This is a genomic window from Homoserinimonas sp. OAct 916 (assembly GCF_003260275.1).
GTDB lineage: Bacteria > Actinomycetota > Actinomycetes > Actinomycetales > Microbacteriaceae > OACT-916.
This window is the reverse complement of the sequence record NZ_QJHB01000002.1, coordinates 277246-299055: the sequence shown is the minus strand read 5'-3', so window position 1 is coordinate 299055 and position 21810 is coordinate 277246. Positions and strand designations below refer to the sequence as shown.

Here is a 21810-nt window from a genome sequence, read left to right as displayed (position 1 = left end):
GTAGTTGCCTACTTACCGACCGGATTACGGGCGAGTTGGGGCTCGTATTGTCATTCGACCCCAGCAACATTATGGTCGAATAATGCTGATCGTCGGATCTGTCGTGATACGCGTGAGTGACTTGGCAGCTCAGGTGGAGTTCTGGTCGAAAACGCTGAACTACGCGGTCCGCGAGCCAATGGACGTTGACTTCGCGTTACTGCATCCGCGCCAGGGCGCAGGACCGAACGTTTCTCTGGATGCGCATTCCTCGGAGCGAGTGCTTCCGCCGCGGATTCACCTCGATTTGTATGCTGAGGATCAGACCGCAGAGGTCTCCCGACTGATTGAGCTTGGTGCGCACGAAGTGCACTGGGAACGACGGCCCCTGGACGCCGACTACGTGATCATGGAAGACCCGGAGGGCAATCGATTTTGCGTCGTCGATGCCCAAGGCTGGTCAGGATGGACCCAGCGCAGCTCAGCGAACAACGACGAGCCATAAACCTGGAATCGAGGGTACGGGCGTCACAGCTCATTTTGTGATCCGTACCCGCGGGAATTGATAGCGGCAACGGCGATGAGGCCCGTTGGGTCTGTTGAATCAGAGCCGGTCGTTACAGAAGGCATGACTCGTCGGGCACCTGTCTCTTGTATGATATCAACTGGTGGAGCAATGCCATTCGCCTATGTTTTGGAAGATGTTCACAAGAGCTCGAATCAGTTTACGAAATAGCCCAGTCACTGAAGAGGGGAAGCCATGGCCGATACCGGGCGCGAGCAGAAACTGATCACAGCTTTTGCAACTCTCGCGGACACCATGATCGATACCTACGACATGGCCGACCTGCTCCACACCCTGTTGCATGAGTGCACGGAACTCATGCCCGTCGACACCGGTCGCATCCTGCTCCTTGCTGCCGGTGGGGGGCTTCAACTCGTCGCATCCTTCAGCGAAGGGAGCGAGTTGGCAGAGATTATGCAACTGGATGCGGAATCGGGGCCAGGTGTTGATTGTCTCGCCACCGGCCAACCGGTCGTCGTGGAAGACCTCGCTGACTCCGAAGGACGCTGGCTGGAGTTTCGGCCGGCGGCCCTCAAATTAGGATTCCGTTCGATCCATGCCGTCCCGATGACGTTGCGCGGAGAAACCATCGGCGCGATGGTTCTGTTCAACCGGCGTGTCGGTGTATTGAGTGAACGGGATACCATCCTCGCCCAGGCGCTGGCCGGTGCCGCGACGATCGGTATCCTGCACGAACGTAGTGTTCGCGAATCAAGCGTGGTCACCGCGCAACTAAAACGGGCACTGGACAGCAGAATCATCGTTGAGCAGGCCAAGGGCATTCTGGCCGCATCCAAAGCCATGGGGATCTCTGAGGCCTTCGCCGCGATGCGTTCCTATGCCCGCAGCAACAACCTCAGCATTCACGCCGTCGCCAAACAGGTCATTGACCGAACCCTGGACATAGAAGCTGCACCACCCCATCCGTAGCGGAGTTCGGTCTGTGACTGGAGCGCCCTCCCGCAGACCGATCGCCTCCGCATCTGTCCCTGGAGTAAAACGCCTAACCCTTCCTTTGCTGTTCGTGACCGGCGCGTGCTCTCCACTGATCGGCGCCACCGGGTGGCCGACGCTAGAGACGAACGTTCATCGGTGTGCCATGGTTTCTGAACGAACGAGCAACCATTTTCCATCGATGCTCGAGAAGCCGACGCCACCACCCCTATCGGTGCACATCTGTTGGATCACCTGATCCGCTTGCCGGCTGGCCGCGACCGTTCGTCGAAGCAGCCCCATAGATTCTGCGCGCTACGGGTGGTCCGATTCTTGGGTCGGACAACCGCAACTGCTCATGCATCGACCTCAGATTTCCGAGCGCTCAACTGCGGTTCGAAGAATGCAGAACTCGTTTCCGTCGGCACCAGCCAGGATGGCCCATCCGGTTCCAGGGCCGTACTTTCCGCGGAAGTCGGCGACCGCGACCGCTCCGTAATCGACTAGTCGGGCCCGCTCGTCTTCGCGGCCACCCTTGACCGGCACGAGGTGGAGGTGCAGTCCGTTCTTCACTGTCTTCGACTCGAGGATCATTCCACGATCTTCCGACGGGCGCGACTCCCTGTTTGCGATCCGCCGACGAGAAGCCGGCCGATAGCGTCTTGGAGGCCCTGTCCCAAACACCTTCACTCAAAATAAAGGTCTGCCCACCGCTACCGATCTGCACTAATCTTTCATATCTCCGGCATCATGGAACAATGGCCAAGACGTATCGACTCGGACCCGCGCGGCGCGCGACCAACGCAATGATGACTGTTTTGATCCGAGCGGGGATCGGCGCGAAATCGAGTTATCTGCTCACCACGACGGGCCGCCGGAGCGGAAAACGCAGGACGACACCGGTCACCCTCGTCGAGTCTGGGAACCAACGATGGCTTGTCGCGCCGTACGGGAATGTGAGCTGGGTTCACAACGTACGCGCAAACGGTGAGGTGTCATTACGGCGGGGGAGACGGACCGAGGTGCTGCACGCCGACGGCGTGGATGCACAAACTGCAGGGCCGGTGCTGCAGCAGTACGTGCGCGAAGTGCCAATTACCGCGTCATACTTCGACGCGACGGCTGGTGACCCGGCAGACAGCTTCATCGATGAAGCGTCACGGCACCCTGTGTTTCACCTTACGGAGTAGGCGAGCTGACACTCTGACCCATCTGGATGACAATGGCGCTCCTGTTGCCTAAAGCGTTGCATCGCGCGCTGTCGCTGACTTTGTCGCTGACCGCTCAGCGTCTATTTCGCTTACCTCTACGCCATCACTGCGGCACGCACTGTCCTCGCGAGCTATTGTTATGCGATGACGTTCGACAATGCGAATCAGGAACCCCCCGCTGAGGGCGCTCGACTGACCGCCGCACAGATCTTCGCCGTCGCTCACGACACGGGGGAGGACGAACTCAAGCGCTCGTCCGTCGGCCTGGCGCTGTCGGGCGTGGCCGCCGGGCTGGGAATGGGCCTCACCGGCCTTGGGGCGGCCACCATTCTCGCTGCCGTTGGTCCCGCGGCACCTGCAGCGCACCTGTTGGCCGCACTGCTGTATCCGATCGGGTTCATTGTCGTTGTGATGGGGCGCGCCCAGCTGTTCACAGAAAACACGTTGTTTCCGGTTCTCGTCGTTCTGGCCACGAAGAAGCACATAGTCAAGACCCTTCGACTGTGGGTGATCGTGTTCGCCGCGAACATATTGGGTGCGCTGTTGTTTGCCGTGCTGGTCATGAAAACGCCTGCCTTGAGTGCAGACTTGCGCGAGGCACTCAGCATGCTCGGCGAGAAAACGGTCGGGAGCGGAGACTTCGCACAAATCTTCTTCTCCGGCATCATCGGAGGGTGGATCATCGCGCTGATGGCGTGGCTGGTCTCTGCCGCCCGCCACAGTATCGGGCAAATCGTGATCGTCTATCTCACTACCTTTGTTGTGGGCGCCGCCGGACTGGCCCACTGCATCGCCGGCAGCGGCGAAGCGCTGGCCGCCATGCTCGACGGCCGCATCACGGCCGGCGAGTATGGCATGTGGCTGGCCGCGGCGGCATTGGGCAACATCGTCGGCGGCGTGCTCATCGTGAGCCTTCTCAATTACGGCCAGGTCATGGGATCCGGTCGTGACATCGAGCGTGCCGGGCAAACACTCGACGAGGTCGTTCAAGATTCCTCGGACCGCCACGAGAAAGAGCGCAACGGCGAACGATCTGACGACGCCTAGGCATCCGGATACGGAGGGCCTCTGTGTCAGTGATCGCCGCCTGCGCCGACGAGCGCTCAGCCAATCAGGGGCATTTATCGGTACGTGACAACAAAAAGCTATTCTCCATTCAGAACTGGCTCCTCGCGATCCGCGGAGCCATCATCGTGCTGCTCGTCTACGGCTTCTTCGCAGGATGCGAACCCCGCGCCTGAGTCACCACCCGTTCCCGTTGCGGACAGGTTTGGCTCCGCAAACGGAACGCTGGTTCCTCACCCGAATGAACGCGCTCTCGAGCCTGCGCGGCATCGCAGACGACCGCGCGCGACAGAGAACCGTCCCGCACGCTCTGGCTCGTGCAACCCCTACGGCACCCGGAGAAAAGGATCAGATGGGACAGCCGAGGATGTGTTCAAGATTCTCGACTCGCGCCTTCAACATGCTCGATTCACTTCGAGTGTTTCTTGTGCCGGTGTTCGACTTCGGCTGCGTGGTCGGGCACGAATGTCATTTCGTCGCGCGGTGGCCGTTCGTAACCGCCAGAGCGCGGGCGCTCCGGGATGACAACCGCTTCGCGCTCCATCAGCTGGTACGGAACGCGCGCAAGCAGGTGCGCGATCATGTTGATGCGCGCCCGCCGCTTGTCGTCGCCATCAACTCCGATCCAGGGCGCTTCGGGAATGTCGGTGTGCACGAGCATTGTGTCTTTCGCCCGTGAATAGTCCTCCCATTTGGTGATCGACAGCACGTCGTTCGGGCTGAGCTTCCAGCGCCGCATCGGGTCATTGCCGCGAGAGCGGAAGCGGCTCTCCTGTTCGACGTCGGACACGCTGAACCAATACTTCAGCAGGATGATCCCGTCCTCGACCAGCATCCGCTCGAAGATGGGCGTCTGGTGGAGGAACCGGTGGTACTCGTCGTTCGTGCAGTAGCCCATGACCCTCTCGACCCCGGCCCGGTTGTACCAGGAGCGGTCCATCAGCACGATCTCGCCTGCCGCCGGCAAGTGTGGCACATACCGTTGGAAGTACCACCGCGTCTTGTCACGTGCGCTCGGAGTGGGCAGGGCCACGATTCGTGCGACACGAGGGTTGAGGTATTCCGCAACGCGCTTGATGGCGGAGCCCTTGCCCGCCCCATCTCTTCCCTCGAAGATCACCACAACCCGGGCTCCGGTGGCCTGCACCCATGCCTGCATCTCAACGAGCTGCGCCTGTAACCGTTTCAACTCGGACTCGTAGAGACTCTTGGACATGCGCGCACCCACTGTGGTTCCCTTCTCGAGATACTCGAATTCTATGGGTGCAACAACGTCTTGGTCGCGACATCGACCTCAGTGTGCCCGTTCCTCTCCAAGGGGAGCGGGGGAGCGCTGTTACGACCCCGGGAGTAGCACTGCACCACTGGTTTCGGCCAGGGAGTAGTGGATCACGCCGAATTTGATGTGGAACTTAGGGTTTACGCTACCGGGGGTGACATCAATGATCGTCTCCCCGGTCTCAACGTCGATGAGAATTGCATCTTCATCAAAGAGGTCAGCCGTGTACAGAACTGCGGCACCGTTTGCGGTGACACCGACCGGAATCCCCGTGAACAGCTTCTTCCCGTCGCTGATCCGCTCCATCTCGGCGCCGTCAAGTGCTGACGCCCTCAGTGGATCTGTGCTCCTCAGTAACGGTTCACCCTGCGCGTTGATCACCAAGGTGTCGAGGATGCTGCCCTGCATGTAGGACTCAAGCGGATAGGTCACGATGGGCTCGGACGCGATGACACCAGGTGCCGGCACCAGGTTCACTCGGCCCATTCCCTCCTTGAGTTGCTCTGCGAACTCATAGCTGATGCCGTGACCCTCGTAGTCGTAGATGCTTTCCGAGCTGGAACCAGGCGGTTCGGGGCTCACGTTTATCACTGGGCTATCAAGATTGATCCAGCCATTTTCTCCGAACAGTTGCCATGACCCCGTAGGCGACTCGGAGACCTTTTCTCCGCTGGCGGCATCAATGGCTTGGACTGTGCGGGGCACGTCTGTGTCGGTGAAGCCCAAGACTGCGCAGGCGACACGTGCGCCCGCGTCCACCAATAGACAGCCGTCCGAAATCTCTTTCTTCGTCTCGCCTATCTGGAATTCCCAGACATATTTTCCTGTCGACTGGGATATCGCGTACACAAACGAGGTTCCGAGGGTGCCCAAAGCGTCCGAAGAGTTCACTTCGACAATTGCATTGCCGCCCGAATCGCCCAGGTACCGCACCTCCTGGGTGCCCTTTGCGGGCAGTTCGAGCTCGTTGACGATGTCACCCGTCATAACATCAAACTCGATCAGTTTGCGCTTTTTCACCGCGAGCACACCGCCGTCGGCAAAGGTGTGGCGGGTGCAATACACCGTGTCTTCGGGAGTGGTGCGCGAGCAGGCAGCCACACCGTTGACGGTCTGCATCAATTCACCCGAGGCGACGTCGTAGAGCTGCAGTTCATTGTCGGACGGGACCCAGCCGACAGCCTCGGGCATCCGCCAGATTGCCAGGATCTTTCTATCGCTCGAGAAGCCCCTGGGCTCCACTGCGATGCCGTCGATGGCCAGCTCACGTGCTCCAGACTCGTACCGGTCGTCCAGAAAGGCATCAGGCTGAGTCGGAGTGACCTGCACCGCTGTGGTGCTTATCTCGTTTTCCTTCTGACCCATCGTGTACATCACGTTGCTGATTGCCAGAAGGCTGACGATCACCAGCACCGGAACGAGCACCACAATTGATATCACGAGGGCAACTATTTTGCCCGTCGTCATCCTGCGCTTCTTTGGAGCCCGGGGTTCGTGGCCGGCGGAATCGCTGACCGGAGCCGATTGCCCACTCGCTGGCTGGGACTGATGGGGCGTGGTATCTCCCGCTGGGTCTTCGGGTTCAGCAGACGGCTCAGTCGGTTTGTTGTCGTCGTGCTCCATGAGTATGAGCCTAGCGGCGTTCCTGCAACCGCCTTTTCAGGCCGTACCGCTGGGTCGTGACCCCAGCGGTACGGCAGGTCACTTGCCTGCGGGGCGCTTGGTCTCATCGTCTGCAGCGTCGGCATGCACGATGAGCACCGGGCATTTGGCGTGAGCCGAGACGGTGCGGCTGACCGAACCGAGCAGCATTCCCGTGAAACCGCCCAGACCGCGGGAACCCAGAACCAGCATGCTGGCTGATTCGCTCTCTCCGATCAGCGCACGAGTGGGGATGCCTCGCAACACCTCGCTTCTGAACCAGTCGGGGCGGGTATCGCCGAGCACCGTCTGGGTGGCCTCATCCAGCACCTTCTGGGCATCAGATTCGGGGGACCATCCCGGTGATGGCTGGTAGACGTCATAGATCGAGGTCGGGTAGTCCCAGAGAGCGAGTGCGACCAGCTTCAGACCGAGCGCGGGAGCCAGGTGTGCGGCATGGCGAAACGCGGCGAGGGAGATGTCAGAACCATCGACGCCGACGATGATCGGTTTGCTGGTGTCGCTGAAGGGTTCGACGATCTCGCGGGGACTGTTCGTATTTTCGGTCATGGGTACAGCTTGACGTGTTTCGGTGCGCGAATCCACCCCGGCATGGTGTGGTCAGCGTGTCACACGTAGGCGGCACTGGTCCACAGATGGAACAGTGCGTAGGAGCGCCACGGCCGCCAGGCCTCGGCGACCGCCAAGGCCTGGCGTGCCGAAGGCACGTTGAGCGCCCGTTGCAGAACGAGGTCTCCGGCCGGGTAGGCGTCCCGGTCGCCCAGAGTACGCAGGGCCAGGTAGTCGGCGGTCCATGGGCCGACCCCCGGCAGGGCGAGCAATCGTGCCCGGGCATGCTGGGCGTCGACATCGGGAGCCAGGGCGAGGCCACCGACAAATGCCTCGGACATGGCGAGTACGGTTCGCGTGCGGGCGTTGGTGAGGCCGACGGTGCGCTGAAGTTCAGCGGCAGATACGCCCGCGAGCCGTTCCGGCGTGGGAAAGAGGGTGAAGCCCTGCTGGGCCTCCTGCCCCCACGCGGCGACCAGACGCCCACCGAAGGTGCGCCCCGCGGCTACCGAAACCTGCTGGCCCAGCACGGTGAGGATTGCCTGTTCAAAGCCGTCGACGGAGCCGGGCACTCGCAGCCCGGGTCTGGCCTGCACCAGTGGTCCGAGCCGAGGATCGGGCGCGAATGCACGCTGGATGACGGCAGGGTCGTGGTCGAGGTCGAGCCAGCGACGGCACCTGCCGACGAGCCGGTCGAGCGTCGCCGGGTCATCCGTGTCTGCGGTGAGCAGCACATGGTCGTCATGGAATGTGACGGTCGCGACGACTGCACTGCCGCCTATGGCGATGATCCGGGTGTGACTGCGAGTGCCCGGGTCGGTCACTTCCAGCCCCGGTGTCGCGTGCGCGGCGAAGGCGGCGAGCAGGGAATCGTGCGCGTACGGAGGGGTGAACGGCAGGATGCGGCTGGTGGTCGGTCGTGCGGGGTCGGCGGGTTCGCTCAAAACAGTCTGTTCTCGTTCGGCGGCTCCTCGAGCTGCAGCAAGAACCGTTTGCGATCGAGGCCGCCTCCATACCCGGTGAGGTTGCCGTCAGCCCCGATCACCCGGTGGCAGGGCACGATGATGCTGATCGGGTTTCGGCCGTTGGCAGTTCCCACCGCGCGTGCCAGGTTGATGTCTCCGAGAGTGGTCGCCAGCTGGCCATAGCTGCGAGTTTCGCCGTAAGGGATTTCACGCAACAGAAGCCAGACCTTCTTCTGAAAGTCGTTGCCGGCCGGTTCGAGGAGCAGGTCGAACTCCCGACGCTCGCCGGAGAAGTACTCGGCCAACTGCCGGGCAACGTCGTCAAAGCCTTCGCTGGTGCGCTCACCAAGGGAGCCGTCGGCCGGTGGGTGCCTGTGCGGCTGAAAATACAGACCGGTGACGGCATCCTCGTCAGCCGTTAACAACAGCGGGCCGACGGGGGAGTCGATCAGGGTGTGGCGGGCGGTCATTGTTCAATCTTCGCAGGGACTGGGCCGAACTGGGCCTCTCGAAAGAGTAGTCTGCCCGTATGCAGGCGAAACAACCGGTTTTTCTCCGCGAGATGTGGCAGTGCCTGGGCGAACATTCCGCGGAACTCGAGCGGGTTCCACGCGGAGGGTATCCGGCGTTGCCGAGCGTCTTCGACACATCCGCCCTGGTGCGGGATTCGGTGGCCGCAGCCTCACTGTCGGCCGCCCTGTTGGCCGACCATGTCGAACCTCGAGCTGATGCCACGGCGCGCACCATCACCTTGGATGCTGCGCGCATCACGACGCAGGTCACCAGTGCTTCTCACTTCCTGCTGAACGGAGAATCTCCGGATGTCTGGGCAGAGTTCTCCGGTTTCTGGCGCACCAGTGACGGCTGGGTGCGCACGCACGCCAACTATCCGCACCATCGCGCGCGCCTGCTCGAGGCGCTGGAACTCGACGGCGCCGCCGACCGGCCCTCCTTCGAGCAACGCCTCGCCGACCTGCCTGCCCACGAGATCGAGAGGCGTGCGGCGGAGAACGGGGCGGTCGCCGTTGCCGTTAGGAACCTGCACGAATGGGATGCGCATCCGCAGGCGGTTGCCGCCGGTACCGAACCACTCATTCGCATGTCGTCGCGCGGTGCGGCACCGCGCCGTGAATGGCGGGGTGGCCGGGCGAACGCGCCGCTGACGGGCATCCGAGTGCTCGATCTCACCCGGGTGATTGCCGGGCCGACCGCCACCCAGACCCTCGCCCTCCTCGGTGCCGATGTGCTGCGTATCGACTCGCCCCGCCTTCCTGAGATCTCGTGGCAGCACCTTGACACGGGTGCGGCGAAACGAAGTGCCCTGCTCGACCTGGCTGTTGCCGCTGACCGGTGCACGTTCGAAGACCTGCTCGCGGGCGCCGACGTGGTTGTCACCGGCTACCGGCCCGGGGCCTTGGAGCGCTTCGGCCTGGACTGCCTCTCAGGAGGTATCGCCGGTGACGGGAGTTCGTGTGGGCGCGTCGTGGCCCGATTGGGTGCTTGGGGCAGCATTGGGCCGTGGGCGAACCGACGGGGGTTCGACAGCATTGTGCAGGCCGCATCGGGCATCGGCTGGGCGCAGACCACAGATGGGACACGACCGGGTGTACTGCCCGCTCAGGCGTTGGACTACTCGGCCGGGTTTCTGATGGCAGCAGGAATCATCTCGGCACTGCGGCAGCAGACCGAAGAAGGAGGGTCGTGGCTTCTAGAGATTTCTCTCGCACGCATAGCACGCGCCCTGATGCAGACCAGCGGGCGCGAACGCCCCGGTCGAGACAGCGGCGACCTCCAGCCGACGACGCGAGACTACCCGGGGCCAGCCGGCGTGATCACGGGCGCCCGGCCGGCCGTGCAGTTCCAGGACGGTCCGGAGGACTGGCCGGCGCCGGCCCGGCCATGGGGTCAGGACCAGGCACGTTGGATTGACTGATCCGGGTACTCGTGCTGGGCCGTTCGTACCGAACTTCTCGGAGCAAAGCCCTGCCGGGCACTGCTAGAGAAAGGTGCCCGAGGGGTTGGCGAGCTTGGCCAGGCCGTGGAGGATCGCCTCAGGCACCAGCCCACTGGTAGTGGGATTCTCCTCCAACGGGTGGTTGGAGATTGTGAATCGGTAGTCACCTCGCCGGCCCTCGGCGTGAATGTGGTGGGTGGTGAGGTGCGCCAGTGGGTCGGCCAGCATCTCAACCTGCAGGGTGTCCCAGGTGTCGGTCGCGATGGCGATCGCCGCTGCCACGTTCAACGACTTGGGAAAGAGGCGGATCGCCTCCCTGACGGAACCCTCGAACACCGAGATCGCCTTGGTCGTGTCGTGCAGCCTCGCGGCGGTCACGTCGTCCATCCACGGTTGTACCAAGCTGTTCGCCTTCTTCGCCGACATCAGGGTCACCGAATCCAGACCGCCGTCGAGGGCAGCAGCAGACAGCAGGTCGAGGCCACCGATCGCGCCGGCAGTGAGATATGACCGCCCCGGGCCATCCACGAGCAGACGCGTGCGCAGCCCATCAACGGCCAGCGCCCCGATCGACGTGATCAGCAGGTCGCAACCGGCGGCGATCACCCTCGGCCCGCATTCACCGACCGCCTGGATCGCGGCGCACTCGACAATGATGTCTGCGACTTCGATGGCTTCATCCAGCGACAGTTCCGGCAACCCGTCCGACGCGGCGTTGCCGGACGTGCGATTGATCACCCCTGACAGTTCGACGCCGTCGACGGCCCCCGCAGCCAACCGGGTGGCGACGACGCGGCCGATCGCGCCGTATCCAAGTACGCCTACTGTCAGACTCACGGGTTCTCTCCTTCGTGACCTGCATTTTGGCCAGGTATGTTCGCCGTCAGTTCGCGAAACCGTTCGACGCCGACATTGCCGCCGGAGAGGATGACTCCGACCCGCGCGCCGGCGTCGAACCCACGGCCGTTCATGACTGCGGCCAGCGCCGATGCCCCCGAAGGTTCCAAGACGATCTTCAACCGGTCGAAGGCGAAGACCATGGCGTCGATGATCTCCTGGTCGCTGACAACCTCGACGCTGTCCACCAGGCGCTGGTTCACTGCAAAGGTCATCTCACCCGGAATCTCGGCGCCCTGACCGTCGGCGATGGTCTTCGGAACCGGGATGCGCACACGTTTCCCCGCCGCGAGGGACCGCTTGGTGTCGTCCCCGGCCGTCGGTTCTACACCCACCATGCGAATGTCGGGCTTCAGATGCTTTGCCGCCGTGGCACTGCCCGCCATCAGCCCGCCGCCCCCGATCGGCACGAGGAGGGCGTCGAGGCTCCCAGTTTCACGAATCAGTTCAAGGGCTGCGGTGCCCTGCCCGGCCATGATGCCCGCGTGTTCGTAGGGCGGAACCAGGGTGAGCCCGCGCTCGGCCGCGAGCCGGTTGCCGAGGGCGACCCGGTCTCCGGTGTACCGGTCGTAGAACTCGACTGACGCGCCATATCCTCTGGTGGCTGCGATCTTCGCCGCAGGCGCATCTTCGGGCATCAGGATCGTGGCCTGGGTTCCGGCCATCGATGCGGCCAGAGCCACGGCCTGGGCATGGTTTCCCGAGGAGTATGCGGCCACACCATGACGCAACTCGTCGGCATCCAGCCGGGAGATCACGTTGTACGCGCCACGGAACTTGAAAGCACCGATGCGTTGAAAGTTTTCGGCCTTGAGGTACACGGTCGCCCCGCTCAGCTCGTCCAGTGTGCGCGACGTGAGCACGGGGGTGCGGTGGGCCACGCCGTGCAGTTGCCGGGCGGCCTTTTCGATCATTTCGAAGTCAAGCATGCGGTTACCTCCCAGCCCCAAAGTCATTATCTTCAGGATACTGGGGTCTTGGGTTGGCAACGTGTCAGCGTGTCGTCTGCACGGCCTTCAGCAGGGCGATGCCATTGGGAACGCCAAGCCCGGTACAGGCATCCCAGCCGGGTTCCGCCCGATAGGCGCCATTGTCACCAGAGGTGATGTCGCGAAAACCGTTCGGAGCGCCGCCCGCGGCTGCCAAACCATAGAACTTGGGCAGTACCGGGCTGAGGGGGCCCGCGGCCTCGACAAGGCGGGCGATCAGCGCGGCCCAGAGCGGCGCGGCTGCGCTGGTACCCCCGATGGTCAATTCGCGGCCGTCCACGCGCACCCAGTACCCGGTCTCGGGGTCGGCGTCGGCAGCGACATCCGGAACACCACGCCCGCGGAACCCATTGACAGTGGGCACCCCTGCGCGTGCCTGCCAGGCCGGAAGGTCGAACCGGTCACTGACACCGCCCCCGGTGACACCCTGTGCCGGGCCGTCGTTCCAGACGGTCTCGCTGTAGATCGCCCCCGAGGTGGCATCGGCATCGAGGGTGGTGCCTCCGCAGCTGAGCGCGTGCGGACTCGAGGCCGGAAAATCGACGTGGGCACGCCCGTCGGTCGACTGGTCTGCACTGCCGTTGTCGCCCGCTGCCACAGTCACGGTGGCGCCGAGGGCGACTGCATCGGCGAGAGCCTCGTCCAAGGCAGTTCGCGCCTGTTGGGTCCAGTCGTCCTCACTCTGACCCCAACTGATGCTGATCGCGGTCGGGGTGGGAGTGGCATGCGCGGCCTGACTCACCGCGTCGACGAATCCGGCATCGGTGTTCGGCGCGAAGTAGACGGTCAACGCGGCACCGGGTGCGAGCGCACCAGCCACCTCGATGTCGAGGAGGACTTCGACGTCGGTTCCGTTCGGGTTCTGCCCCGGCTGGTTCTCGGCGCCGTCGATACCCACTGAGGTGATGGCGGGCATGGCCAGCCCCAGTGAACTGAAGTAGGCATCCAGGTCGGCTGGGGAGTAACCGCCGCCGAGTTCGATCAGGGCGATCATCTGGCCCGCGCCGGTTGCGGGGGAGGGGAACTCGTAGATCTCACCGAGCTGGGGCGGGGTATAGCTGAATCGCACTGCTGCGGAGGGTGCCACACGAAATTGCACGTGGGCCTGGGGGCGATCGTCCAGCCCAAGAACGGCGACGATGACGCCGTCGAGTGCGGCGGGCAGGCGGAGAATCCCGGTGCGCTGGCGGTGGGAGACCCGGCGCCCGTCGGGGTCTCGACTGGTCACCATCTCCAGCGTGGTGCCGAAGATCCAACCGAGCAGACCGACGGTTCCGGAGATGCGGACGCGCCGTTGCGCGGCCACTTCCTCGATGACGTCGACTCCGAGCCCGCGGAGTGTGTCAGTCACCAGGGCCACATCGGCCGGATCGGCGCCATGACTGTGAGCGAACTCGTCTGCCGTCAACGCAACCCGCAACCGCTCGACTCTCAGCGGCAGTCGGCGCCGCAGGATGAGGGTCGCTGAGACCGGCGAGTCATCGTCCAGGACCGTGCGGTGGCTGGTGGCGTCTCTGGCCTTCAGCCGGGCGCTGCCTTCCAGCGGCACGGTCCCGCCAAAGTTCGAGTGCATGGTATGTGAGTGCATGGTCCCCATGCTTCAGGTCTACTCCCCGCCGGGTGCAGGTTCTCTGGGAATCGGCGTCACCGGTTGCCGCCTGTGGCCGTGGTGACGCCGGGTCAGGAGCCGGCGGTCTGGCCGTCGACGAGTTTGAGCCCGATGATGCAGCCGATCAGCCCGAGAATGAGCAGGATCTTGACGATCGAGGCCGGCTCGCCGCCAAAGATCATGGCGTAGACGACCGTGAGCGTCGCGCCGATTCCCACCCAGACCGCGTACGCGGTGCCGGTCGGGATGTCACGCATGGCCCAGCCCAGCCCGCCCATGCTGACCACGAGTGCGGCGGCGAAGATGACGGTCGGCCACAGCCGCGTCAGCCCGTCTGATTTGCCCAACGCGGTGGCCCAGACGGCCTCGAACATACCGGAGACGATGAGAACGATCCATGCCATGACAACTGACTCCTTGTGGCCAGTCTTGTCGCGTTCCGGGTACTGAACCCTCGTCCGGGAGCGTGATGCGCGCTCTGCGCCCAGCTTAGCAACGCCGCACTTGGTGCGCCCGGCCTGCTCACCCCGGGCCTGCTGAAGCACAGTCTGTTGACGCTCAGCCGGTGATCGCCGGGGCTTCGAGGGCCGCGAGGGCCATCTGCTCCAGAACCGACCGAACGGCCTTCGAAGCGGAGGACGCGTGTCCCTTCGGAGCTCCGGTCGAATACGGAGTCGAGTTCATCAGGCCGAAGGTGGCATGGGCGCGCAGGCGCAAGTTGGATGCCTCCAATTCCGGGTGGATTCGCGACAACACACCCACCCACAATTCCACGTAACGGCGCTGGAGGGTACGCACTTCGTGACGGGGTTCCGCGCTCAGCGAGTCGAGATCGCGACCCTGCACATGAATGACATTCGGGTTGCTCAGGGCGAAATCCACATGAAAGGCGATCAGCGACCTGAGCGCGTCTTCATCGTTCGTGGTGTCGGCGATCACGCGTCGGCCGCCCGCGAGCAGATCTTCGCTGACGCCGACCAGGAGTGCCTCGAGCACCGCCTGTTTACCGCTGAAGTGGCGATAGAGTGCTGGGCCGCTCACACCTACGGAGGCTCCGAGGTCTTCGATCGACACACCGTTGAAACCGCGTTCGGCGAAGAGTCGTGCGGCCTCGGTGAGTAACGCGGTGCGGCGACTGGCCTTCGCTCGGCTGCGTTTCGTCGCGGCCGCCGGTGGCTGGTTGGGCGGCGGCGACACGACGGATGCGTGCTTCGACATCGAATCTTCCTCCGTAGTCACCCCAGGCGGTTACCTGCTGGACAATTCAGTTAGTAAATACTAACGTAAGAGCAAGCAATCTTCGTGAACAGTATCTCCGGATCCAAGGAAACCAAAAAGCTTCGGGTCGTGCATACAGGACCCGACCGTGGCCGACGGCATCCGAGAAGGGGCGTCAATGCAGATCCTGAAGACTGAGATCGACCGTGCCGGCCAAGCGTTCCACGACAACGACCGTGACCAACGCGCGTTGGTGGCAGAGCTGAACCAGAAGATCGCCGCCACCGCCCTCGGCGGGTCGGCAGCTGCACGGGAGCGGCACCTGGCCCGAGGCAAACTGTTGCCCCGGGAGCGGGTGAACCGGTTGCTCGATGAGGGAAGCCCGTTTCTGGAGATCGCGCCGTTGGCCGCGAACGGGCTCTACGACGACGACAGCCCGGGGGCGGGCATCATCACGGGGATCGGCCTGGTGCACGGCCGCCAGGTGCTGGTCATCTCCAACGACGCCACGGTCAAGGGCGGAACGTACTACCCGATGACGGTGAAGAAACACCTGCGGGCGCAGGAGATTGCCCTCGAGAATCACCTGCCGTGCATCTACCTGGTCGATTCGGGCGGGGCCTTCCTGCCCAAGCAAGACGACGTCTTTCCCGACCGTGAACACTTCGGACGCATCTTCTACAACCAGGCCCAGATGTCGGCCAAGAAGATCCCGCAGATCGCATCGGTGATGGGTTCGTGCACCGCCGGTGGAGCGTATGTGCCTGCGATGAGCGACGAGACGGTGATCGTGCGCGAACAGGGCACAATCTTTCTCGGTGGTCCACCCCTGGTGAAGGCGGCGATCGGTGAAATCGTGTCGGCTGAGGAGCTGGGTGGTGGCGAGTTGCACTCCCGGGTCTCGGGGGTGACCGATCACCTCGCCGAAGACGATGCGCACGCTCTGCAGATCGTACGCGACATCGTCGCCACCCTGCCGGCGGGCCAGGAGCACCTCGATCGTGTGCCCAGCCGGGAGCCGGTGGCCGACCCGGCCGAGTTGTATGGCGTGGTGCCGGTCGACGTGCAGTCACCGTACGATGTGCGCGAGGTCATCGCCCGCGTGGTCGACGGCAGCGAATTTCACGAGTTCAAGAAGGAATACGGCACCACCCTGGTCACCGGGTTCGCCCGGCTCAACGGCTACCGGGTGGGCATCATCGCCAACAACGGCATCCTCTTCAGCGAGTCGGCGTTGAAGGGTGCCCACTTCATCGAGGTGTGCGACCAGCGCGGTATCCCACTCATCTTCCTGCAGAACATTTCCGGCTTCATGGTGGGCCGCGACTACGAGGCCGGCGGTATCGCCAAACACGGTGCCAAACTGGTCACCGCCGTCGCCACCTGCCGCGTTCCGAAGCTGACGGTGATCATCGGTGGTTCGTTCGGTGCCGGCAACTATGCGATGTGCGGCCGCGCCTACAGCCCCAGATTCCTGTGGATGTGGCCTTCCGCGCGTATCTCGGTGATGGGCGGTGCGCAGGCGTCTTCAGTGCTGGCAACGATCCGCGGCGACCAGCTCGCGCGCACGGGCGAAAGTTGGAGCGACGCTGACCAGGCCGCGTTCAAGGCCCCGATCGCCGAACAATACGAATCGCAGGGCAGCCCCTACTATTCCACCGCGCGGTTGTGGGACGACGGAGTGATCGACCCTGCCGACACACGCATGGTGCTCGGTCTGGCGCTCGGTGTCTGTGCCGGGGTGCCGCTGCCCGAGACCAACTTCGGTCTGTTCCGGATGTGAGAGACCATGACTGAAACCAACGGCGCTGTCGCCGACAATCGACTGTTCGACCGGGTACTGGTCGCGAACCGCGGCGAGATCGCCTGCCGGGTCATCGACACGCTGCGCCGGCTGGGCATTCGTTCGGTCGCTGTCTACAGCGATGCCGATGCCGACGCCCGCCATGTCGCCCTTGCCGATGAATCGTTGAGGATCGGCCCAGCGGCACCGAACGAGAGCTACCTGAACATCGAAGCGATCGTTGGGGCAGCTTTGGCCACGCACTGCCAGGCCATCCACCCCGGCTACGGTTTTCTTTCCGAGAACGCCCACTTCGCGGAGGCCTGTGAGGCGGCGGGCCTGGTCTTCGTCGGCCCAGGGGTGAACGCACTGGCGGTGATGGGCGACAAGATTCGCTCGAAGAATCATGTTGCCGCGTACGGGGTGCCGGTGACCCCCGGCATCGCCGAGCCGGGCCTCACCGATGAACAGTTGATTGCGGCCGCTGGTGACGTGGGTTATCCACTGCTGATCAAGCCGTCGGCCGGAGGTGGAGGCAAAGGCATGGAAGAGGTCGAGTCGGCCGACCAGTTGCCTGCGGCGCTGGCCACAGCTCGCCGGATCGCCCGCTCCTCGTTCGGCGACGACACCCTCTTTCTCGAGCGGTTGATCACCGAGCCTCGGCACATCGAGGTGCAGGTGCTCGCCGACAATTACGGGAACGTCATCCACCTCGGTGAACGGGAATGTTCGTTGCAGAGGCGCCACCAGAAGGTGATCGAGGAGGCGCCGAGCGCCCTGCTCGACGAGGCGACCCGGGAACGCATCGGCCAGGCGGCCTGCCGGGCGGCGGCCAGCGTGCAGTATCGCGGGGCCGGAACCGTCGAGTTCCTGGTCTCCCAGGCCGCACCCGACGAGTTCTTCTTCATGGAGATGAACACACGGCTGCAGGTGGAGCATCCGGTCACCGAAATGGTCACCGGCATCGACCTGGTCGAACAGCAGCTGCGTATCGCGGCTGGTCACCCGCTGGCCAGTGAGCAGCCTGCCGTGCAGTTGAGCGGGCACGCGATTGAAGCGCGCGTCTATGCCGAGAACCCCGAGCGAGGGTTTCTACCTTCGGCCGGGCGCGTGCTGGTGCTCGAGCAGCCGACCGGCGAGGGTGTTCGCGTTGACAGTGCGCTCGTCGCAGGGCTCACAGTCGGCTCCGACTACGACCCGATGCTGGCAAAGGTGATTGCCTGGGGCACAGATCGTGCCGAGGCGCTGACCCGGTTGGACGCGGCGCTCGCCGACACCGTGGTGCTGGGCGTGCCAACCAACATCGAATACCTGCGCCTGCTGCTGGCAGACGCCGATGTGCAAGCGGGCAACCTCGACACCGGGCTGATCGAGCGCCGGGTTCCCGACATGGAGTTTCGACAGGCGGATGCTCGCGTGATGGGTGTCGCGGCGCTGTACCTGCACTCCGAGCGGTGGGGACGTGGTCGACAGGGCCCCTGGCAGGAGCCGACCGGGTGGAGGGCCGGGGGAGTGACCCGGCCGTGCCGGTACCCACTCATGACCGCACAGGGGGAGCTGGTCGAGCTGTGGGTGGGCGGGCACCCTCGGGACGCGACCATCACCCTCGGGCACCCGAATGGCGCGGCGCCGGTTCGTGCCGCAATCCGTGCGCTCAACGGCCCGGCTGTCTGGCAGGTGACCGTCGACGGTGTCACCTCGGTGTTCCGGATCGTGCGCGACGGCGAGAGCCTGTGGTTGGGCCAACGCGGGTTCTCCTGCCGCATCCCACTGCCGTCTCGGGCAGAGGAACTGGCCGACCGTCTTGCCGGGATCAGCCGTGCCCCCGGCGCGGCGAACCCTGATGTTCGGGCCCCGATGCCCGGAACCGTCGTCGCTGTCGAGGTGCGCACCGGTGACCTTGTCGAGGCCGGACAGACGCTGCTCACCATCGAGGCGATGAAGATGGAGCACAAACTGAAAGCCCAACTTGCGGGTGTGGTCACGATCGATGTGCAACCGGGCGATCTGGTCTCACTCGACCAGGTGGTCGCCCAGATAACCGAAGCAGAACCGCAGTCATGACCGATTCGACCCGGCCCGCTTTCGTTGCGGGTACGCTCCTTGGGTAACCGGGCTCGGTGTGAAGAGACTGAACAGGGAGGAGACCTCAGATGATCGAGAAGGTGGTGGCGACGGCGAGGGAAGCCGTGGCGGATATCGCGGATGGGGCGTCGATCTCGGTCGGCGGATTCGGTCTGTGCGGTATTCCGGTGGCGTTGATCGAGGCCCTGCACGAGAAGGGCACGCGCGAATTGGAGACCATCAGCAACAACTGCGGAGTTGATGACTGGGGCCTGGGGATTCTGTTGGCCGATGGTCGGATCCGGCGCACGATCAGCTCGTATGTGGGGGAGAACCAGGAGTTCGCCCGGCAGTTTCTGGCCGGTGAACTCGAGGTCGAGCTCACCCCGCAGGGCACCCTGGCCGAGCGCATGCGTGCCGGGGGTGCGGGCATTCCGGCGTTCTACACGCCGGCCGGCGTCGGAACGCAGGTGAGTGAGGGCGGACTGCCGAGACGGTACAACCCCGACGGGTCGATCGCGATCGCAAGCGAACCCAAGGAGGTGCGCAACTTCGACGGGAACGACTACGTGATGGAACGGGCGATCACCGCCGACTACTCACTGGTGCACGCGGCCAAGGGAGACCGCTACGGCAACCTCGTCTATCACGCAGCCGCGATGAACTTCAATCCGCTTGCGGCGATGAGCGGCAGAATCACGATCGCCGAGGTCGAGGAACTGGTCGAACCGGGCGAGCTGGCGGCCGCAAGCATCCACACCCCCGGCATCTTCGTGCAACGGGTGGTTGTGGTGCCGAAGGGGGAGAAGCGCATCGAGAAGCGAACCGTGAGGCTTGAGGAGACGTCATGAGCTACACACGCAACGAGTTGGCGGCCAGGGTCGCCCTCGAGCTCGAAGACGGCCAGTACGTGAACCTGGGCATCGGCATGCCGACCCTGATCCCGAACTTCATTCCGCCGGGAATCGAGGTCGTGCTGCACTCGGAGAACGGCATCCTCGGCGTTGGGCCGTACCCGACCGAGGCGGAGCTCGACCCCGACCTGATCAACGCGGGCAAAGAGACCGTGACAATCAACCCCGGCGCCGCCTACTTCGACTCGGCGGCATCGTTCGGCATGGTGCGCGGCGGACACGTCGACGTCGCCGTGCTTGGCGCCATGGAGGTGGCGGCGAATGGGGATCTCGCCAGTTGGATGATCCCCGGAAAGATGGTCAAGGGCATGGGCGGGGCAATGGACCTGGTGTTCGGCGCCAAGAAACTGATCATCATGATGGATCACGTGGGTCGAGACGGAAACCCGAAGATTCTGGAAAGGTGCACCCTTCCGCTCACCGGCCGTGCCTGCGTGGACCGGATCATCACCGACCTCGCCGTGATCGATGTCACCGCAGACGGTTTGGTGTTGCGCGAATGCTCTCCGGGCGTGACTGTGGACGAAGTGGTCGCCGCAACCGGGGCGCGACTCACCGTGGCTCTGGATACGGCGGAGGCGCCCTGATGGCTGGAGAAACAGTGATGGGCGCAGACGAGACTTCCGGGGGCAAACAGAAGATCGTCGAGCCAAGGATTGTCGAGCAGCGCGGCCTCTATTACGAGGAATTCGATCTGAACACGCGGTACCTGCACCGGCCGGGCCGTACGGTGACTGAAACAGACAACGTGTTGTTCACCACGATGACGATGAACACCCAGTCGTTGCACCTGGATGCTGCGTGGAGTGCAACCCAGCCGTTCGGCCAGCGGCTGATGAACTCGATGTTCACGCTTGCCACCCTGGTGGGCAGTTCGGTGGCGCAACTCACGCAGGGCACGATCGTCGCAAACCTCGGCTTCACCGACGTGCGATTTCCCCACCCGCTCTATCACGGCGACACCATGTACTCCGAGAGTGTTGTCGACGCGAAGCGGCTGTCGAGCTCGCGCCCCGGCCAGGGCATCATCACCCTCACCCACACCGCCCGCAACCAGGATGACGTAATCGTGGCCACAGCCGTGCGCTCGGTACTGGTCTGGTGCCGCGATGCCTATGACGAGACCCAGAAGGCCACAGCGGACGCCGCCGCGCGAGGGGTCGATGTGCCGGGCCCCGGCACAGCTGAGGGGCGCACTTCATGACCGGTGCCAGCGGCTTTGCCCTTGGCCCGGCGCTGTTGTTCTGCCCGGCGGACCGACCTGAGCGTTATGCCAAAGCGGCCGAACGCTCGGACGCGGTGATCCTTGACCTGGAGGATGCGGTGGCGGCTTCGTCGAAGGAGGATGCCCGCTCGGCGCTCGCCGCGAGCACTCTCGACCCCGAGCGCACGATTGTGCGGGTCAATCCTGTCTCGAGCGCCGACTTCGCCCTGGATATCGCTGCCATTGCCCAGACCTCGTACCGCTACTTGATGGTGCCCAAGGCGGAGAGTTCGGGCCAGATGCAGGTGCTCGCCGCCTCTGGCGCGCACTTTCGTGTGATTGCCCTCTGCGAGAGTGCTGCCGGTGTGCTGGCATCGGCCGAGATCGCCGCCGAACCGAATGTGGTCGCTCTGATGTGGGGGGCCGAAGACCTGGTCGTCTCGCTGGGGGGAACCGCGAGCCGCTTTGCTGACGGCCGTTACCGTCCGCTCGCGGTGCACGCACGCTCGCAGGTTCTTCTTGCGGCGGGCGCGAACGGGAAAGCCGCGGTGGACACGGTGTATTTCAACATTCCCGATACGGCAGGGCTTGAGGTGGAGGCATCGGATGCGCGCGCCAGCGGCTTCGTGGCCACCGCCTGCATTCATCCGAGTCAGGTTGCGGTCATCCGGGCTGCTTACCGGCCGGGGGACCACGAGGTGGCCTACGCGCGTGATGTGCTTGCTGCAGCCGCGGGTGAGCGGGGGGTGTTCAGCTTTCGTGGGCAGATGGTTGACAACCCGGTGTTGCGCAACGCGGAACAGACCCTGCGCAGGGCAGCGCCGGAAGAGTGATCTCGACAGGGCGCCGCCCGAAGCTGATCCGCCTGGTTCTTCAGCGATCGAAGTGACTTGCGGCTGGCGTGCCATACCAGCGCGGCGCCGTGAGCGTGAAGAACACACTCAACTGCACTCAGCGCGATTTCGAGTTC

At 64.0% G+C, this 21810-nt stretch carries 23 protein-coding genes and 1 riboswitch; of the genes, 12 read left to right on the top strand and 11 right to left on the bottom strand.

Annotation, left to right across the window (positions count from 1 at the left end; translation table 11 throughout):
* Positions 1-82: 82 nt before the first annotated feature.
* Both DL891_RS03725 and DL891_RS03720 read left to right on the top strand, forming a co-directional pair.
* Positions 83-484, top strand: a complete 402-nt coding sequence (locus DL891_RS03725; protein WP_111719071.1) for a VOC family protein — start codon at positions 83-85, stop codon at positions 482-484.
* 255 nt (positions 485-739) lie between these two features.
* Positions 740-1474, top strand: coding sequence for a GAF and ANTAR domain-containing protein (locus tag DL891_RS03720; RefSeq protein WP_111719070.1), 735 nt, complete (start codon positions 740-742; stop codon positions 1472-1474).
* 372 nt (positions 1475-1846) lie between these two features.
* Here DL891_RS03720 and DL891_RS03715 read toward each other — a convergent pair whose 3' ends face one another.
* Positions 1847-2071, bottom strand: coding sequence for a VOC family protein (locus DL891_RS03715; RefSeq protein ID WP_111719069.1), 225 nt, complete (start codon positions 2069-2071; stop codon positions 1847-1849).
* 164 nt (positions 2072-2235) lie between these two features.
* Here DL891_RS03715 and DL891_RS03710 point away from each other — a divergent pair, with 164 nt between their 5' ends.
* The 3 genes from DL891_RS03710 to DL891_RS17020 all read left to right on the top strand — a co-directional run bounded on the left by DL891_RS03710 (position 2236) and on the right by DL891_RS17020 (position 3929).
* Positions 2236-2667, top strand: a complete 432-nt coding sequence (locus tag DL891_RS03710; RefSeq protein ID WP_111719068.1) for a nitroreductase family deazaflavin-dependent oxidoreductase — start codon at positions 2236-2238, stop codon at positions 2665-2667.
* 165 nt (positions 2668-2832) lie between these two features.
* Positions 2833-3735, top strand: coding sequence for a formate/nitrite transporter family protein (locus DL891_RS03705; protein WP_111719067.1), 903 nt, complete (start codon positions 2833-2835; stop codon positions 3733-3735).
* A 23-nt stretch (positions 3736-3758) separates the two neighbouring features.
* Positions 3759-3929 carry a hypothetical protein gene (locus tag DL891_RS17020; RefSeq protein WP_157962368.1) on the top strand — a complete coding sequence of 57 codons (171 nt, stop codon included), beginning with the start codon at positions 3759-3761 and terminating at the stop codon, positions 3927-3929.
* Between the two features lie 233 nt (positions 3930-4162).
* Here the strand turns inward: DL891_RS17020 and ppk2 are convergent, their stop codons facing one another.
* The 5 genes from ppk2 to DL891_RS03680 form a co-directional block, all read right to left on the bottom strand.
* Entirely contained in the window at positions 4163-4969 is an 807-nt protein-coding gene (gene ppk2 / locus DL891_RS03700) for a polyphosphate kinase 2 (protein ID WP_111719066.1), read from the bottom strand.
* 120 nt (positions 4970-5089) lie between these two features.
* Complete coding sequence (locus DL891_RS03695) at positions 5090-6499, bottom strand: hypothetical protein (RefSeq protein WP_111719065.1); 1410 nt, start codon at positions 6497-6499, stop codon at positions 5090-5092.
* Between the two features lie 234 nt (positions 6500-6733).
* Positions 6734-7243, bottom strand: a complete 510-nt coding sequence (locus DL891_RS03690; protein WP_111719064.1) for a universal stress protein — start codon at positions 7241-7243, stop codon at positions 6734-6736.
* 59 nt (positions 7244-7302) lie between these two features.
* The gene (locus tag DL891_RS03685; RefSeq protein ID WP_232818988.1) at positions 7303-8187 is read right to left on the bottom strand and encodes a DNA-3-methyladenine glycosylase; all 885 of its coding nucleotides are present in this window, start codon (positions 8185-8187) and stop codon (positions 7303-7305) included.
* Positions 8184-8678 (bottom strand): methylated-DNA--[protein]-cysteine S-methyltransferase, encoded by a 495-nt coding sequence (locus DL891_RS03680; RefSeq protein ID WP_111719063.1) that lies wholly within the window; start codon positions 8676-8678, stop codon positions 8184-8186. The genes DL891_RS03685 and DL891_RS03680 overlap by 4 nt, the downstream gene beginning before the upstream one ends.
* A 59-nt stretch (positions 8679-8737) precedes the next feature.
* Between DL891_RS03680 and DL891_RS03675 the strand changes: the two genes are divergently transcribed.
* Positions 8738-10141, top strand: coding sequence for a CoA transferase (locus DL891_RS03675; protein WP_111719062.1), 1404 nt, complete (start codon positions 8738-8740; stop codon positions 10139-10141).
* A 63-nt stretch (positions 10142-10204) separates the two neighbouring features.
* Here DL891_RS03675 and DL891_RS03670 read toward each other — a convergent pair whose 3' ends face one another.
* From DL891_RS03670 to DL891_RS03650, 5 genes are all read right to left on the bottom strand, one after another.
* Entirely contained in the window at positions 10205-10999 is a 795-nt protein-coding gene (locus tag DL891_RS03670) for an aspartate dehydrogenase domain-containing protein (RefSeq protein WP_198668755.1), read from the bottom strand.
* Positions 10996-11988 carry a pyridoxal-phosphate dependent enzyme gene (locus DL891_RS03665; RefSeq protein WP_198668754.1) on the bottom strand — a complete coding sequence of 331 codons (993 nt, stop codon included), beginning with the start codon at positions 11986-11988 and terminating at the stop codon, positions 10996-10998. Before DL891_RS03665 ends, DL891_RS03670 begins: the two co-directional genes overlap by 4 nt.
* A gap of 64 nt (positions 11989-12052) precedes the next feature.
* Entirely contained in the window at positions 12053-13636 is a 1584-nt protein-coding gene (locus DL891_RS03660) for a S8 family serine peptidase (RefSeq protein ID WP_232818987.1), read from the bottom strand.
* 92 nt (positions 13637-13728) lie between these two features.
* A complete protein-coding gene (locus DL891_RS03655) occupies positions 13729-14061 on the bottom strand; it encodes a multidrug efflux SMR transporter (protein ID WP_111719059.1) in 333 nt (110 codons plus the stop codon).
* Between the two features lie 14 nt (positions 14062-14075).
* Positions 14076-14139, bottom strand: a riboswitch (guanidine-III (ykkC-III) riboswitch).
* A gap of 76 nt (positions 14140-14215) precedes the next feature.
* Entirely contained in the window at positions 14216-14875 is a 660-nt protein-coding gene (locus tag DL891_RS03650; RefSeq protein WP_111719058.1) for a TetR/AcrR family transcriptional regulator, read from the bottom strand.
* Between the two features lie 178 nt (positions 14876-15053).
* Between DL891_RS03650 and DL891_RS03645 the strand changes: the two genes are divergently transcribed.
* From DL891_RS03645 to DL891_RS03620, 6 genes are all read left to right on the top strand, one after another.
* Positions 15054-16658, top strand: a complete 1605-nt coding sequence (locus DL891_RS03645; RefSeq protein WP_111719057.1) for a carboxyl transferase domain-containing protein — start codon at positions 15054-15056, stop codon at positions 16656-16658.
* A 6-nt stretch (positions 16659-16664) separates the two neighbouring features.
* Entirely contained in the window at positions 16665-18722 is a 2058-nt protein-coding gene (locus DL891_RS03640) for a biotin carboxylase N-terminal domain-containing protein (protein WP_111719056.1), read from the top strand.
* Between the two features lie 89 nt (positions 18723-18811).
* Entirely contained in the window at positions 18812-19573 is a 762-nt protein-coding gene (locus DL891_RS03635; protein WP_111719055.1) for a CoA transferase subunit A, read from the top strand.
* Positions 19570-20223 (top strand): CoA transferase subunit B, encoded by a 654-nt coding sequence (locus DL891_RS03630; RefSeq protein WP_111719054.1) that lies wholly within the window; start codon positions 19570-19572, stop codon positions 20221-20223. The genes DL891_RS03635 and DL891_RS03630 overlap by 4 nt, the downstream gene beginning before the upstream one ends.
* A gap of 17 nt (positions 20224-20240) precedes the next feature.
* Complete coding sequence (locus DL891_RS03625; protein ID WP_111719053.1) at positions 20241-20840, top strand: MaoC family dehydratase; 600 nt, start codon at positions 20241-20243, stop codon at positions 20838-20840.
* On the top strand, positions 20837-21673 hold the full coding sequence (locus tag DL891_RS03620) for a CoA ester lyase (protein ID WP_111719052.1): 837 nt from the start codon (positions 20837-20839) through the stop codon (positions 21671-21673). Before DL891_RS03625 ends, DL891_RS03620 begins: the two co-directional genes overlap by 4 nt.
* Positions 21674-21810: the final 137 nt, after the last annotated feature.